General features: G+C 40.3%; 16 protein-coding genes. 9 read left to right on the top strand and 7 right to left on the bottom strand.

The features are described 5' to 3' along the window. Positions 1 to 88: 88 nt before the first annotated feature. The 7 genes from dacC (at position 89) to purB (ending at position 6575) form a co-directional block, all read left to right on the top strand. Positions 89 to 1237: a D-alanyl-D-alanine carboxypeptidase PBP5/6 gene (dacC, locus tag FTU77_RS05425; protein WP_180055104.1), complete on the top strand. Its 1149-nt coding sequence runs from the start codon at positions 89 to 91 to the stop codon at positions 1235 to 1237. A 103-nt stretch (positions 1238 to 1340) separates the two neighbouring features. Then, the gene (locus FTU77_RS05420; RefSeq protein WP_180055102.1) at positions 1341 to 1883 is read left to right on the top strand and encodes a gamma carbonic anhydrase family protein; all 543 of its coding nucleotides are present in this window, start codon (positions 1341 to 1343) and stop codon (positions 1881 to 1883) included. Positions 1884 to 1920: 37 nt separating this feature from the next. Next, positions 1921 to 2514, top strand: a complete 594-nt coding sequence (locus FTU77_RS05415) for a hypothetical protein (RefSeq protein ID WP_257222267.1) — start codon at positions 1921 to 1923, stop codon at positions 2512 to 2514. 245 nt (positions 2515 to 2759) lie between these two features. Next, positions 2760 to 3245: an NUDIX hydrolase gene (locus FTU77_RS05410; RefSeq protein ID WP_078190179.1), complete on the top strand. Its 486-nt coding sequence runs from the start codon at positions 2760 to 2762 to the stop codon at positions 3243 to 3245. A 4-nt stretch (positions 3246 to 3249) separates the two neighbouring features. After that, complete coding sequence (mnmA, locus tag FTU77_RS05405; RefSeq protein WP_168379207.1) at positions 3250 to 4386, top strand: tRNA 2-thiouridine(34) synthase MnmA; 1137 nt, start codon at positions 3250 to 3252, stop codon at positions 4384 to 4386. Between the two features lie 12 nt (positions 4387 to 4398). Then, positions 4399 to 5130, top strand: a complete 732-nt coding sequence (gene hflD, locus FTU77_RS05400; RefSeq protein WP_078190181.1) for a high frequency lysogenization protein HflD — start codon at positions 4399 to 4401, stop codon at positions 5128 to 5130. Between the two features lie 56 nt (positions 5131 to 5186). Then, on the top strand, positions 5187 to 6575 hold the full coding sequence (purB, locus tag FTU77_RS05395; protein WP_180055100.1) for an adenylosuccinate lyase: 1389 nt from the start codon (positions 5187 to 5189) through the stop codon (positions 6573 to 6575). 116 nt (positions 6576 to 6691) lie between these two features. Here purB and FTU77_RS05390 read toward each other — a convergent pair whose 3' ends face one another. After that, the gene (locus FTU77_RS05390; protein ID WP_180055204.1) at positions 6692 to 6931 is read right to left on the bottom strand and encodes a hypothetical protein; all 240 of its coding nucleotides are present in this window, start codon (positions 6929 to 6931) and stop codon (positions 6692 to 6694) included. 212 nt (positions 6932 to 7143) lie between these two features. Between FTU77_RS05390 and FTU77_RS05385 the strand changes: the two genes are divergently transcribed. Further along, positions 7144 to 7809 carry a DUF2238 domain-containing protein gene (locus tag FTU77_RS05385; RefSeq protein ID WP_180022795.1) on the top strand — a complete coding sequence of 222 codons (666 nt, stop codon included), beginning with the start codon at positions 7144 to 7146 and terminating at the stop codon, positions 7807 to 7809. A gap of 364 nt (positions 7810 to 8173) precedes the next feature. Here FTU77_RS05385 and FTU77_RS05380 read toward each other — a convergent pair whose 3' ends face one another. The 6 genes from FTU77_RS05380 to FTU77_RS05355 form a co-directional block, all read right to left on the bottom strand. Next, positions 8174 to 8599 (bottom strand): hypothetical protein, encoded by a 426-nt coding sequence (locus tag FTU77_RS05380; RefSeq protein ID WP_252725857.1) that lies wholly within the window; start codon positions 8597 to 8599, stop codon positions 8174 to 8176. A 105-nt stretch (positions 8600 to 8704) separates the two neighbouring features. Further along, the gene (gene sohB, locus FTU77_RS05375) at positions 8705 to 9667 is read right to left on the bottom strand and encodes a protease SohB (protein ID WP_180009607.1); all 963 of its coding nucleotides are present in this window, start codon (positions 9665 to 9667) and stop codon (positions 8705 to 8707) included. 190 nt (positions 9668 to 9857) lie between these two features. Continuing rightward, complete coding sequence (gene pstB, locus FTU77_RS05370) at positions 9858 to 10781, bottom strand: phosphate ABC transporter ATP-binding protein PstB (RefSeq protein ID WP_218947256.1); 924 nt, start codon at positions 10779 to 10781, stop codon at positions 9858 to 9860. 13 nt (positions 10782 to 10794) lie between these two features. After that, positions 10795 to 12186: a phosphate ABC transporter permease PstA gene (gene pstA / locus FTU77_RS05365; RefSeq protein WP_180055098.1), complete on the bottom strand. Its 1392-nt coding sequence runs from the start codon at positions 12184 to 12186 to the stop codon at positions 10795 to 10797. Beyond that, the gene (gene pstC, locus FTU77_RS05360) at positions 12183 to 13562 is read right to left on the bottom strand and encodes a phosphate ABC transporter permease subunit PstC (protein ID WP_078190189.1); all 1380 of its coding nucleotides are present in this window, start codon (positions 13560 to 13562) and stop codon (positions 12183 to 12185) included. Before pstC ends, pstA begins: the two co-directional genes overlap by 4 nt. A 99-nt stretch (positions 13563 to 13661) precedes the next feature. Further along, entirely contained in the window at positions 13662 to 14690 is a 1029-nt protein-coding gene (locus tag FTU77_RS05355) for a substrate-binding domain-containing protein (protein WP_373683468.1), read from the bottom strand. 410 nt (positions 14691 to 15100) lie between these two features. Here FTU77_RS05355 and FTU77_RS05350 point away from each other — a divergent pair, with 410 nt between their 5' ends. Further along, positions 15101 to 16153, top strand: coding sequence for a Rieske 2Fe-2S domain-containing protein (locus FTU77_RS05350; RefSeq protein ID WP_180055095.1), 1053 nt, complete (start codon positions 15101 to 15103; stop codon positions 16151 to 16153). Positions 16154 to 16158: the final 5 nt, after the last annotated feature.

Here is a 16158-nt window from a genome sequence, read left to right as displayed (position 1 = left end):
GCGCTTGCACCCCATAGCAGTCCGCCTAGCTTTGTCCTAAAATGCTAGGCTCTTTGTGCTTATACCTAAGTTATTGGAACCACCCAGAATGACCCGAAAAACCGCCCTTGCCGCATTACTACTTACACCTAGTTTTTCATTCGCGGCAACTGTCCTTTCTGCACCACCTGAATTAAATAATAAATCTTATGTGCTGATGGACTATGAGACAGGGCAAATCCTTGCTTCTAAAAATGAAAACGAAAAATTAGCTCCTGCTTCAATGACAAAAATGATGACCAGTTACATCATTGAGCAAAAGTTATTAAGCGGTGAACTAACTGAAAATGAAAAAGTACGTATGAATGAGTCGGCTTGGTGTCGCGGCAGCAGCACTGAGTCATGTATGTACGTTCCGCTCAACGGTACTGCAACTGCATTAGAAATGTTACGTGGCATTATCATTCAGTCGGGTAACGACGCTTCTAAAGCTATGGCAGAACATATTGCTGGCAATGAAGGCACCTTTGCCCACATGATGAACCAAGAAGCGAAACGTATTGGCATGGTGAATACTCAATTCATCAATGCGACAGGTATGCCAGCTGAAGGTCATTTCTCGACTGCCAAAGATATGGCGACTCTAGCGCAACATATCATTCATGACAGTTCAAAATACTATCCGATCTACTCTGAAAAAGAATTTACGTTCAATGGCATTAAGCAAGGCAACCGTAATGCCCTGCTTTATACTGACCCAAGTGTAGATGGTTTAAAAACTGGTCATACTGAAGAAGCTGGCTACTGCTTAACGACTTCAGCTAAACGTGGTCCTTTACGTTTAATTTCAGTGATCTTTGGTGCGCCAAGCATGAACGAACGTGCATCTCAAACACGTGAAATTTTAGCTTGGGGTTATGCAAACTTTGAAACTGTAAAAGTTCAACCTGCTAAACAAGTGCTTGCAAAAGCAAAAGTTTGGTACGGTAAAGACAATGAAGTTCAAGTAGGTCTAGCTGAAAACTTTAACGTGACGATGCCTAAAGGCGAAGCGAACGCCATTAAAACTCAATTGGTTGTTCAACCTAAATTGACTGCTCCTTTAAAACAAGGTCAAGTGGTTGGTAAATATGTTGCAACACTTAATGGCAAAGTCATTGCTGAAAAACCGCTTGTCGCTCTACAAAATGTTGAAGAAGCCGGTTTCTTTGCAAAAATGATTGATCACATCAAACAATTCTTTAGCAACTTATTCTAAATTTGATGAAAACTTGATATTAAGACTAAAGTGAAGGCATCTAGATTTCGGTCTAGGTGCTTTTTTATTTTATACTGCCTAAAAACCTGTAGATGACTTACCTATGAGCCAAAACATCCGCCCTTATTTAGACACATCCCCACGTATTCATGACACTTGTTATATTGATGAAATGTCCATGGTGATTGGCGATGTTGTATTGGCTGAAAATGTCTCGGTATGGCCATTTGCTGTGATTCGTGGTGATGTAAACCACATTCGTATTGGTAAAAATTCTAATGTGCAAGATCACTCAATGTTGCATGTGAGTCATAAAAAAGCCGATAAGCCTGAAGGTTCTCCACTGATTATTGGTGAAGATGTGACGATTGGTCATCACGTGAAATTACATGGTTGTACCATTGGTAATCGTGTTTTAGTCGGTATAGGTACGATTATTTTAGATGATGTAATTGTTGAAGATGATGTGATGATTGGCGCGGGTTCGCTTGTTCCACCCAATAAAGTTCTTGAAAGTGGTTATTTATATGTCGGTAGTCCTGTTAAGAAAGTTCGACCACTGACCGATAAAGAAAAAGCGTTCTTGCCTTATTCAGCACAGAATTATGTGAAGGTGTCGAATAATTATCTTGATCAAAATAAATAATATACGCATCCGTTTTTAGTTTTAACAGTTCCAGCTTATGTCTCAACGTTTCATTGACAGACAAATTCAAATACAGAGTAACTCTTTAATGTCGATTAAATCTTATACTTTATTCATTACTAGAATATTTTTTGCAGGCGTAATTTCAAGCTCTGCAACTGCTTTTGCGAATTCAACGCAGTGTAAAGATGATTATGAAAAAATCATTGCCAAAGAAATTAAAGATATCGGCACAGCCTTGAATAAGGGTAACTATGCATTAATCGCCGAAAAAACAGAATCATCTATAATCAATTATGCAGGCGGTAAAGATAAATATAATGCAATATTAGAACTTGCTGCAAACTCCTTTAAACAAAATAAAATATATGTCTCTCAAGTTGAAACATATGCTCCTAAACAAAGTTATATCATTGGCAGAAATGAGTTTTGTGCAGTACCCAAACAAGTCACGATTTCTATGAATGGCCGCAAAATGACAGGTGATCTGTCCTTCATGCTTGCAGTACGTCCAATTGAAAGTAAGGAATGGAAATACATTGATGGTGCGGGTCTGCAAAAGAATCCTGATATGATTTACACATTATTCCCAGATTTGCCTCGAGAGAGTAAAATTCCCTTCATTGAATAAAAAATTAAATATTTAACATTACTACTTTATTAAGCAAGTAGTTTTGAAAAGCAGTAATGTTAAATCTCTAACAATTCGGTTAGTACTGAGCTAAAACTATAATTTCACTAACTAATAAAACAATACACTTTTATTTATTTAACAATTTTTCTTACTATAAACAAAAGAAATTAAGAAAAAAATCAATCATAGCCACCGCTCCCTAAATTTTGTAGAATAGCGTTTTTACCCCATGGTGCTTTTCTATGACCGCTTGGACTGCTCACGTCACTGTTGCGACAGTCGTTGAAAAAGACGGAAAATTCCTATTTGTTGAAGAACATACAGAAGGTGTGACCCATACTGTATTTAATCAACCTGCAGGTCATGTCGAAGCTGGCGAAACCATTATTGAAGCAGCCATTCGAGAAACCATGGAAGAAACAGGTCACGATGTAGAAATCACGAACCTCCTAGGCATGTATACTTATACTCCTCCGATGTTCCCTGATCGTACTTATTTCCGTTTCTGTTTCTTAGCTAAAGACATTCAGCACCATGCCGATGCACAATTAGACACAGGTATTGTCGGTGCAGTATGGATGACGCTTGATGAACTCATTGAGTCTGCCCGTGCGCGTAGTCCATTAGTCATCAAAGCTGTGCAAGATGCTCTTTCAGGTCAAAAATTTCCTTTATCGCTCATTTACGAGCACCAAAATTCTCCCTTAATTTCAAATTTGGATGCTTAATCCTATGCAACAACGTGTCATCGTCGGTATGTCTGGTGGTGTAGATTCTTCTGTATCTGCAGCACTTTTACTTCAACAAGGTTATCAAGTTGAAGGTCTTTTCATGAAAAACTGGGAAGAAGATGACGGCACGGAATACTGTACGGCAATGGAAGATCTTGCCGATGCTCAAGCCGTTTGTGACAAAATTGGTATCAAACTTCATACCGCAAACTTTGCGATGGAATATTGGGACCGTGTCTTTGAGCATTTCTTAGAAGAATATGCCGCAGGTCGTACACCAAACCCAGATATTCTCTGCAACAAAGAAATTAAATTCCGCGCATTTCTAGACCATGCTGTCAACTTAGGTGCTGACTTTATTGCGACAGGCCACTATTGCCGCCGTGGTGAAACGCTAAAAAATTCACGTGGTGAAGAGTATGCACCTCTACTGCGTGGTCTAGACAACAACAAAGACCAAACCTATTTCCTACATGCAGTGCATGGTCGTGAAATTAACAAAACTTTGTTCCCTGTGGGTGAAATTGAAAAACCACAAGTGCGTAAAATCGCTGAAGAATTAGGTCTAATCACCGCGAAGAAAAAAGATTCAACAGGAATTTGCTTTATTGGCGAACGTCGATTTAATGACTTCTTAAAGCAATATTTACCTGCTCAACCCGGAAAAATCGTCCTAGACACGGGTAAAGAGGTTGGTGAACATCACGGCTTAATGTACTATACGCTCGGCCAACGTGGTGGCATCGGTCTTGGTGGTCTAAAAGGTGCTGAAGAAGGCGCTTGGTTTGTACTGCATAAAGATATCGAAGGTAATCGCCTAGTCGTTGGTCAAGGTCATGAACATCCACTCATGCAAAGCACCATTTTATGGTCTGAAGCGATTGATTGGGTGGCTGGTGAACAAGAGATTCCTGAATCAGGCTTCCGCTGCACAGCGAAAACTCGTTATCGTCAGCCTGACCAAGACTGTACAATATTTAAAGACCCTACAGCGCCAAATGGTGTGCGTGTCGAATTCGATGAGCCACAACGTGCTGTTACACCGGGTCAAAGTGTGGTGTTCTACACCGGTGAAGTTTGTTTAGGGGGTGGTGTGATTCATCATACCAATGCGCCTAAACCGGATTTTATTGAATAAGGATTGTTTCGGATGACAGAGTTACCGTTTCAACAGCCTCAGACTCTGAATACTCGCCAAAATCGTGCATTGGCGTTAGCTGCTGTTTTTCAAGCGACACAGCTGACCCACATGACTGCATTGACTGGGCAACAGAGTATCGGGGAAAGCGGTAACTTTTATTTTGAACATCTCATTAAAGCCAGTTTAAATATCCGTCCTAAGTCGAATCAGTCTAGTCAGACGCTTGATTTTTTTAGTGGCTTGGCGGATATTTCGCTGGGATTAAAAACCTTAGAAAGTAGCATTACTCAACCCTTCAATACATCTCCCAAATCTAGACTTCCTAAACTTGCCAATACTAAGCTACCCATGACCTATGCGATGGCGTTATTGCAGTTAGAAAAGAAAGTCTATAGCAATCCTAAATTTGTCGAAATCATCGAACAATCCCAACAAAAAATTCTAAGACAGCTTTCCTTTTTTGATAATAATTATTTACATCCAAGTATCATTGCAAACCTTGCCCAAACCTATATTGAAACTGCAGGCCAAATTAATCCACGTATTATGGTTCGTGGTAATGCCGAAGCATTTAAAGACACTTCTCATACCAATCGCATTCGCGCCACCTTATTTACCGGCTTACAAATGGCACATTTATGGCGTCAGCTCGGTGGTAGCTCATGGGGTATGATTTTCAGTAAGCGCAAGCTACTACAAGATATTCAAGATCTTGCCCGTTTACAGTATCAGGTGGTTTAACTGATGCAGTACGGGCTTTTTGTTTTACGTTTAATTCCAAAATTTAAGGAATCGCTATGAACGCTTTAACCGCACTTTCTCCATTAGATGGACGTTACGCAAGCAAATGTGATGCTCTACGTCCTTTCCTCTCTGAGTTTGGTTTAATCCATGCTCGTGTGACTGTTGAAGTGCGTTGGTTACAAGCGCTTGCGAACCGTCCAGAAATCACAGAAGTTCCAGCATTCAGTGCTGAAACGAATGCTGCACTTGACGCAATCGTTGCAAATTTCTCTGAAGAAAATGCAAACCGCATTAAAGAAATTGAACGTACGACAAACCATGACGTTAAAGCGGTTGAGTATTTCCTGAAAGAACAAATTGCACATATTGATGAGCTTAAAAATGCGGGTGAATTCATTCACTTTGCATGTACCTCTGAAGACATCAACAATTTGTCTCATGCTTTAATGCTTAAAAATGGCCGTGAAGTTTTAGTTGCTGCGATGCAACAAATCATCGATTCAATCGTTGCTTTGGCTGAAAAACATGCTGAACAACCAATGTTGTCTCGTACACACGGTCAAACTGCTAGCCCAACAACTTTGGGTAAAGAAATGGCGAACGTAGCTTACCGTTTAGCGCGTCAAATCAAGCAATTCAAACAAGTTGAACTTCTAGGTAAAATTAACGGTGCTGTAGGTAACTACAACGCTCATTACTCTGCTTACCCTGAAATTAACTGGCCTGCTCATTCTCAAGCTTTTGTAGAGTCTTTAGGTTTAACCTTCAACCCGTACACGACTCAGATTGAACCGCATGACTACATGGCGGAACTTTTTGATGCGCTACGTCGTTTCAACACAATCTTAATCGACTTTAACCGTGACGTTTGGGGCTACATCTCACTTGGTTTCTTCAAACAACGTTTGAAAGAAGGCGAAGTTGGTTCTTCAACAATGCCACATAAAGTTAACCCAATTGACTTCGAAAACTCTGAAGGTAACTTGGGTATTGCGAATGCGGTATTGGCTCACCTTGGTGAAAAACTTCCTGTATCTCGTTGGCAGCGTGACTTAACTGACTCTACTGTTCTACGTAACATGGGCGTTGGTTTTGCACAAAGCTTGATCGCATTTGAAGCTTGCTCTAAAGGTATTGGTAAACTTGAATTGAATGCTCAACGTATTCTAGAAGACCTTGACCATGCGCAAGAAGTGCTTGCAGAACCGATTCAAACTGTGATGCGTCGTTATGCAGTTGAAAAACCTTACGAAAAACTTAAAGCCCTTACTCGTGGTCAAGCAATGACTCGCGACATGATGGTTGATTTCGTAAATGGTAATGAGCTTGAAGCTGTTCCTGCAGCTGACCGTGCGCGTCTTGCAGAAATGACACCTGCAACATATACAGGTAATGCATCAACTCAAGCAGCAAACATTAAAGATCTTATTTCTAAAATCTAATTTTAGATAGATCAAAAAAAACGAGGCTTCATGCCTCGTTTTTTATTTATAATACTTCTGCTCTCTTTGAGATGAGGAGCATGCTCCGCAAGGAGATAGAAAATTTAGACGCAATTTTATTCTGCAGGGCAATATTTCGCCCAATCATCTTTCATCCTTTGTAATTCACAGCCTGTTAAAACATCTGAATAATAAACATAATATGTGGTATCGGGATATTGAATCTTATGGCGAAACATCATGCCGCGCAAAGACACAGAGAGCTCTTCTGGAAAATCACCTGTTAAATTAAGTTCTTCAAACTCATAGTTAAAATAACAATTTTGAGTCGCAATAAATGCCTCAACAACGGCCATAGTTACTACCAAATACTTAAACATCGATATTCATCTGAGTTTAATACAATCTTTTTAAAAATACTTATCCCCAGCCGCAAACTAAAGACATTTGAAAAAATAATGCACAAATTCTAGCGCCGTCTAACTATCACTTTTCATCGCATTATGGCTATACTTGCCGCGAATTATAAACATTGCACACCGATAAAAAATTTGAGCTTTGCCTTTTCATGATTGATTTCAAATTAAAACTTAAGCACATCTTAGCTTTTGCGTTATTAACTCTTGCCATTGTGATCGCCAGTATCCAACCTTTAGAAATGGAAGCATATATCCTCCATCAAATCGGCACAGCGTTTATGCTGATCGTGCTGCTCGTTTTCCTCTATAAAATAGGACTAACTTTCAGAACAGTTTGTCTGTATCTTGGCTTTTTACTGATTCATGTCATCGGTGCCCATTATTTATATTCTTATGTACCTTATTCTGAATGGACACAAGCTCTCTTCGGTTTCAACCTTGATCAAAGCATGGGATGGAGTCGGAACATGTATGATCGGCTTGTACATCTTGCCTATGGTTTGCTGCTCTACCCGTTCTTTTATCGCATATTTCAAATCTGGCTACCGCAGTTAAAAGCCGGAACACTCTTTTTATTGGTCGTACAATTCGTCATGGCGACCAGTTTATTTTATGAATGGATCGAATGGCTGATTGCCATTGGCTTATCACCAGAAGAAGCTGAAAATTATAATGGGCAACAAGGTGATATTTGGGATGCACATAAAGATATGCTACTTGCAACACTTGGTGCGATGATCACTGGTGGTATTTGTTTAATGACATCAAATTTGTTGAATAACGCTAAACAAAAGCCTGAATATTTTTTATCTTAAATACTGATGTTACGCACCTAGAAGTAATTTCTCATTTTAAAAATGATTTTTAAGTCTATTCGACGGAGTCTTACATCTAGGAATTGAATAACGGGATTAGCCTTCGGCTGGAGGTACTTTTACGAAACGATGTTTCTCATTCGGCAAAATGAGAAGCGAAGCTTCGCAAGGAAACCATCTTGCGGAGCAATGCTCCTCACCGCAAAACTCGTTCGCTCGCGTCTACGTATTCAAAGTATCGCAAAAACATTTTTGATTAGAAGCAGCCCTGTCTCAAACACTTGCGGATGACGTTACCGCGTATCGTTGTTTTATTTGAATCAAATTGCACTTCTGGTGTTACTGCGTAACATCAGTTAAATATTTAAGCAGTCCATTGAATTAAGATTGAATCTGACATTTGCGGATTCAATTTTCGGTCATAATACTGAAAGCACGCTTTTGCTCCCGCTGGCATTTTTTGTAGATCATCATCTATACGAAAATGCCGTGTATATTTTGTATGATTCACTAAAATTTCAACCCGCTCAAAAGGCTGTCTTTTATTTATATTTCCGCTACTCATATAACTCTGATAGGCCACAACAGTGCCGCAGGCTTCAGAGCGAACATCTACCTGTAGTGATGAACAATAAATATAGCCTGCCAACAGTGTTGCTGCTGGGCCAAACAGCGCAGCATACTGTTTCAGCACAGATTTTTTCACACTTTGAAAATGCAGCAAATATAGCCAAGGCCAAACCATTAGGCAAATGACACCACCTAAAATAAACAGAAAATTAGACATCATTATCATCAATATCTATGTACGCAACGCAATCTATCACAACAGCATCGTTTAGCATAAAAAAAGCTCACCGAAGTGAGCTTTAAATACTTTATAAGCATAAAGATTTTAAAATTTTAGATCTTTTAATTGAACGATATTTGCATTAGCTTTGCTCAATGACTCCATCACTTTAGACATGACTGCAGGAACCAATGAGTCCGCAATTTGCGCTGCTTGTAAGCCCAACTTCTCACCAAGTGTTGGTTTTTTGCGGGTTTCAATCATATATACATCATGTTGTGGCATGAGACTTAACAGATATTCATCTGACGTTTGCAATTTATCGACTAGATTAAGATCCATTGCATCTTGACCATACCAATGCTCACCTGTTGCAACTTTATCGACATTAAGCTGAGGACGGTATTTTTCAACAAAGTGTTTAAACAAGTTATGGGTTTGCTGTAACTCTTCTTCAAATTTGGCTTTACCTTCAGCAGTATTTTCACCAAACATAGTTACGGTACGTTTGAACTGACCCGCGGTATACAGTTCAAAATCGATATGTTTTTCTTTCAATAAACGGTTAAAGTTCGGCACTTGTGCAACTACACCAATCGAACCCACCACGGCAAATGGTGCTGAAACGATCTCATTTGCAATGCAGGCCATCATATAGCCACCGCTTGCAGCAACTTTATCCACGCAAATGGTTAAGTTAAATCCAGCATCACGTAAACGTACCAATTGTGCAGCGGCCAGACCATAGCCATGCACCATCCCGCCTGGACTTTCTAAACGTAAAACCACGCGGTCACGTCCTGCTTTTGCTGTCGCTAAGATCAGGGTAATTTCTTCACGTAGACTCGTTACCGCAGATGCAGCGGTATCACCATTAAAATCGATTACATAAATTTTTTGGTTATTCTTTTTACGTGCGCGCGCTTCTTTTGATAATTGTTGGCTTAGTTGCAGCAGCTCAAGTTTAGATGCAGTCGTTTGCGCAATTTTTTTTCGTTGTTCATTGATACGTGCATTTAAGTGGCTTACACGAATTTCCGCAGGCAACTTGGGATTATGAAATAGCATAAAATTGAAACTCATTTAATTCATATTTATGTTGTATAACATGTGGGTTACATCACAAAAATTCAATCTATTTTTTGAAAATAATTCTCATTGAGCCAAATTGAGCATTTTATTTTTATCAAGACTTTTTGACCTAATTATTGACTTCATAAAAAAAGAGCCTTTCGGCTCTATTTTTAAACAGTCTAGATTAACCAAAACGACCGGTAATATAGGCTTCTGTAAGCTGATGATCCGGTTGGGTAAAGACTTTTTCAGTGGAATTCACTTCAATTAAATCACCCAAATGGAAATATGCGGTACGGTCAGAAACACGCGCTGCTTGTTGCATCGAGTGTGTCACAATCGCAATGGTATATTGCGCTGAAAGTTCAGTGATGAGCTCTTCTACTTTTGCTGTTGCAATTGGATCGAGTGCTGAACAAGGTTCATCCATTAAAATCACTTCAGGACTGACAGCAATGGTTCGCGCAATACATAGACGTTGCTGCTGACCACCTGAAAGTCCTGTACCCGGTTGGTTCAAACGGTCTTTCACTTCATCCCAAAGGCCTGCTTTACGCAGACTATTTTCAACAATTTCTTCCATGTCGTATTTGTCACGTGCCAAACCATGCAATTTTGGACCATAAGCGACATTGTCAAAAATAGACTTTGGGAATGGGTTCGGCTTTTGGAAAACCATACCCACTTGGGCACGCAGTAACACCACATCGAGATTTGGATCATAGATATCTTGATTATCCATAAGCACTTGCCCTGTCACACGACAAGAATCAATCGTGTCATTCATACGGTTGAGCGTACGTAGGAAAGTTGACTTACCACAACCAGACGGACCAATAAAGGCAATCACTTCATTTTCATAAATGTTCAGATCTATGCCTTTGATCGCTTCAGATTCGCCATAGTACACATGCACATCATTGGTACTGATTTTCACATTGCTCGATTTCGCATCTTTTTTCGCGCTAGATTGCGTATCGAATTGTGACACAAACGCAGTATTGGTTTGCTTTTGGCTGCCCTGTGCAGAGGTAAATTGTGTTTGTTCTGGATTCACGGACTTATCCTGATCTAAGGAATTCTTTTCTGTTGTAACGACGCTATTCATATAATGCCCTCAATTACCAGCGTACTTCAAATTTCTTACGTAACCAGATCGCTAAACTGTTTAAGCCGATCATGAGAGCAAGAAGTACAATGATTGCTGCTGCGGTACGCCCTTCAAAGAAGTTACGTAGTTCGTTACCTTGCCAAAGGAAAATTTGTACAGGTAATGCAGTGGATTGATCTAAAGGAGTGGCTGGTACACTTGCCACAAAGGCACTCATACCAATCAATAATAATGGAGCAGTTTCACCTAGCGCTTGCGCAACACCAATAATGGCACCGGTTAAGATACCTGGTAATGCCAGTGGCAAGACGTGGTGAAATACAGTTTGTAAACGTGAAGCACCTAAACCTAATGCGGCTTGACGAATCGATGGCGGAACAGCTTTTAGTGAAGCACGTGTAGTAATAATGACCGTTGGTAAAGTCATCAAACTTAAGACTAAACCACCAACCACAGGAGCCGAAAGCGGCATATGCATCCAACCAATAAAGATTGCAGCACCAAGCAAACCAAAGACAATTGAAGGTACTGCTGCTAGATTGTTAATGTTGACTTCGACAACATCGGTAATCCAGTTTTTAGGTGCAAATTCTTCTAAGTAAATTGCGGATGCTACACCAATTGGAATCGAAATAATGATCACGATCAGCATCATGAAGAGTGAACCCATAAACGCCCCTGCTAAACCTGAAGTTGCAGGTGAGCTACGAGAGTCTGGATTTTTAAATATTTCAGTATTAAATGAGTTAGATATCACACCGTCAGCTTTAAGTTTATCTGCGAGTTGGCGTACTTCAGGGCTCAATTGCTGCTGTTCATCAGGCAAGCTACGGTCAATATTACCAGCTAACCAGACATCGACATTGGCATCTGCAAGGATTTTTAAATCTTGTTTTTGACCAATCAATGACGGATCTGCCATTACCATGTCACGTAAGCGATAAGCTTCTGAACTTGTATATAAACTGTTGAGATCATCACGTTGTGAGGCAATCGCTGGATCTTTTGCAATGATCCCATTCACAATCAGCGCATCCCAATCCACCATGCCCATTTCAGTTTGCCAAGCAATGTAACGCTCTTGGAACTGTGCAGGTGATTCACCTTGTTTTTGAATTGGTTTCGCACCAACTTTGACAATGTTTGGATCAAAAAACACAGGTACCGTCATTGAGCTTTGCCAAAATGCAGGTAAACCTTTGGCTAAAATACTACCAAACAATAGCACGACGAAAAATAAACCAGTCACTACTGCACTAAAGCCCAAGACACGGAAGGTCTTTTCTTTACGATGTCTTTTCGCCAAAGAGTTTTCAATGATTTTCTTACGTTTTTCACGAAGCTCAGCGGCTGCCTGTGAATCAAATTTTTGATCCATGTTTGATGTATTCGTCGTACTCATTCGTATTGCTCACGGTATTTACGCACAATGTACAGTGCAACAATATTCAGACCTAAAGTAATCACAAACAGTGTTAAACCGAGTGCAAAAGCAACCAATGCTTGAGGACTCGCAAAGTCTGTATCACCTGTTAATTGGTTTACGATGGTAATGGTGACGGTAGACACCGCTTCGAGTGGGTTGATATGCAGTAAAGGACTGTTCCCTGCTGCAAGCACTACAATCATGGTTTCACCAATCGCACGAGATGCTGCCAATAAGAATGCACCGATAATGCCCGGCAATGCAGCTGGAATCACTACTTGGCGAATGGTTTCTGATTTTGTCGCACCCAAACCGAGTGAACCGTCACGAAGCGCGCGAGGGACTTGGGTAATGATGTCGTCAGATAATGATGAAACGAATGGGATAATCATAATCCCCATCACAAAGCCTGCTGTTAAAGCACTGGTTGCATTAATATCGAGTCCAATATATGCACCGAGCTGTTTTGCAAAGGGTCCAATAATCATTAAGGCAAATACACCGTAAACGATGGTTGGAATACCTGCGAGAACTTCAATGGCAGGTTTTGCCCAAGCACGGAAACTTGGCTTGGCATATTCAGCCAAGTAAATCGCAATCATCAAACCGACTGGAACAGCAACCAATAGCGCAATACCACTAACCATAAGTGTGCCCCAAAGGAGTGGCAGCAAACCATAACTACCTTCGGCATTGCCTGATGTACTAAAGCCAGGATTCCATTCAGTGCCTAAGAAGAAATCGAGTGGACTGACAAAACTAAAGAATCGCATGGCTTCACTGAACATCGACATCACAATGCCAACTGTTGTCAGGATTGCGACACCGGAACATAATGCCAATGCGATATTAATGACTTTTTCGACTTGGTTACGTGCACGATATTTTTCTGCGATGCGGCGTTTAGCCATGACTAAACCAATCAATGCCGCACAAATCACAACGGCCAATTTTGCATATGAGCCGATGTTTTCAATTTTCTTTAACTGTTCTGCTGCTGCAAGTTCATATGCAGCTGGCGTATCACTTACTCCAAAACCAGAAGCAATCGCTTGAACGCGGTCAACCATTACACTCGTGCTTGCAGGATCTAAACTTAGACGAATATTTTCAGGGACATTATTTAAAATAACGTGTTGAAAAATACTCGGTTCAACCAAGTTCCAAACAATCAAGATTAGAAAAGCGGGAATCCCACACCATAAAGCGACCAAAACACCATAATAGCCCGGTCGTGAATGCAACATTGCTGAGTTATTGCCTTTACCTGCAAGTTTGCGACTTTTAGTCAGTCCAACTTGATAAGCGATTGCAATAATTGCGAGCAACACACCAATAAGTAGCAGATTCATGTAATCTCCACTGTTTTTTCAAAAGCCCTTCTTGAAAAAACTGTTTCTTTGCAAAAAGCCAATGGCAGGTCAATCCTGCCATTGGCTGTTTCAATCCAATTATTTAACTGCTTTACCAGCTTTAAAGTTTGCAAGAACTGCAGCGCGTTCTTTATCAGACATTGAAATTAAGCCTGCTTTTTCTAGCTTAGAACCTTTACCTGATACTTTTTTGCTTAAGAAGAATTCTGTGAACTCTTTTAAGCCTTTAATTGATTTTAAGTGCTCGCCTTTAACGTAGAAGAACAATGGACGAGATACTGGGTATGAACCATTTAAAATTGTCTTCTCAGACGGCGCTACATTATTCACTGTTGCTACACGTAGCTTGTCACGGTTTTGGTCATAGAAACCTAGACCGAATACACCTACTGCATTAGGAGACGTTTTTAAGCGTGCCAATGTTTCTGTATAGTCGCCCGCAATTTCAATCACACGACCATCTTTACGGAAAGTTGAGCATGCTTTTTTCTGAGCATCTTTATCTAAAGCTTTGATCGCTGAGTACGTCTCACAACCTGCTTCTACCATTTTTTCTTGGAATACTTCACGTGTACCATGATTTGATGCAGGAATAACTAAAGTGATTGCTTCGTTTGGTAATGTCGGGTCAATTTGATTCCAACGCGTATATGGGTTTTTAACCATCTTGCCTTGAGATGGTAATTCAGCAGCCAAAGCGGCATACACGTGTTGTGGACGAAGTTTAAATGCTGCTTTTTTCGCATTTGAAGCAAATACGATACCATCATAACCAACTTTGATTTCTAAAATTTGGTTAACACCTGCTTTTTTACATGCAGCTAATTCAGTATCCTTAATTTGACGTGAGGCATTTGCAACGTCAATTGTGTTGTCGCCAACACCGTTACAGAACTGTTTCAAACCGCCTGAAGTACCACCTGAACCTACGACAGGTGCTTTGAATTGAGGAAATGTATTACCAAATTCTTCTGCAACAATACTTGCATAAGGCAGTACAGTTGAAGAACCAGCAATTTGGATCGTGTCACGAGCTGCATTTGCAGTTGTAGCGACTGTTGCCCCAGTAGTGAGTACCATAGCAAGTGCGATATGATTTAAGCGCATTCTCATCTCTCTTAATTGATGCATTTATTGGAGTACGCCACTTTTGTTTTTAAAGTCTTGTACTTTTTCGATATCTGCATTTTGATTTTAGAGTATGACAGTTAGGTTACATCTTTATGACGCTTTTATGATAATTGATGATTGCACATTGATTTAAATATAATTCTTTATTTTTCAATATGTAATGAAATTCTTCAAAGTATTGGTCTTATTTATTTCTACTTTGTTATTCGTAAGAATTCATGTCCGTGTCATCTTTTGTCTTATTTTCTTTTTTCAATTTCCCCTCCTTTTCTGAATGTTGCAGATTTGCATGTTCGATTTTTTATTCCTCCGTATTCCAATAATTGAAATTTCATTACATTTTTAGTTCGCTCAATATGCGAGTTTACATAAAAACAGAGCCTAAAATGACCAGTAAAGCCATTGCGACATTTAATCCGGACTTGCCTGTGCATATGACTTTTGAAAAACATGACTGGCACTTACTTGCAGAATATTGGTATCCGATTGCTTTATCGAGAGACATTACAGAACAGCCTTATGGCACTGTGCTTTTAGATATGCCGCTCGTTATCTATAAAATGGGAAATGAACTGGTTGTCGCTAAAGACGCCTGCCCGCATAGGGGCGTACCGCTAAGTTTAGGCAAAAATGATGGTCTAGGGGTAGTCTGCCGCTATCATGGCTTACGCTTTGGTGAACATGGGCATTGCAACCGTATACCCGCACATCCCGATCACAAGATCTCCCCTCGCTTTAATTTACGAACTTATGCAGCTGTCGAACGTTATGGCTTAATTTGGTGCTCCCTCACTGCCGCTAAAGAGGCTGCACCGAATATCCCTGCAATGCCATATTGGGATGAATCCGAGTTTCAGCAATTGGTTTGCCCAACGGTCGATTTTCAATGCTTCGCAGGCAGGCAGCTTGAAGGCTTTATTGATGTCGCGCATTTTGCATGGGTACATCCAGAAACTTTTGGTGACCCTGAAAATACAGAAGTACCTGACTATAAAACCATTGAAACTGCAACAGGATTCCATGCAGATTACTGGAGCAGTGTTGGGCGCTACCCGATTGGTTTAGAACAACGTGGACAAGATGGCTTTCAATGGCTGCGCCATTTTGAAATTCATCTGCCGTTTACCGCAACGCTGACGATTCATTTTCCAAATAACAGCAAGCAAGTGATTATGAATGCGGCTTCACCGATGACTGCTCGTTCTACCCGTCTATTTGCACCGATTTGCCGTAACTATGACAAAGACCTGCCTGTAGAAGATGCTTACGACTTTAACCTGAAAATATTTGAGGAAGACCGCTTAGTCTCTGAATCACAAAAGCCTGAATATTTGCCTTTGGATTTAAGCATCGAAGCGCATTTTCCAGCGGACCGCAGTTCCAGCATGTACCGCAAATTATTGCGTAAAAAAGGTTTTAGTCCATTGTTTGCGGCATAACATCA

It is taken from the genome of Acinetobacter sp. YH12142 (genome assembly GCF_013418435.1).
Classification (GTDB): Bacteria; Pseudomonadota; Gammaproteobacteria; order Pseudomonadales; family Moraxellaceae; genus Acinetobacter; species Acinetobacter amyesii.
Note: the sequence above shows the minus strand (reverse complement) of the source record. Positions and strands in the feature narration are given on the sequence as shown.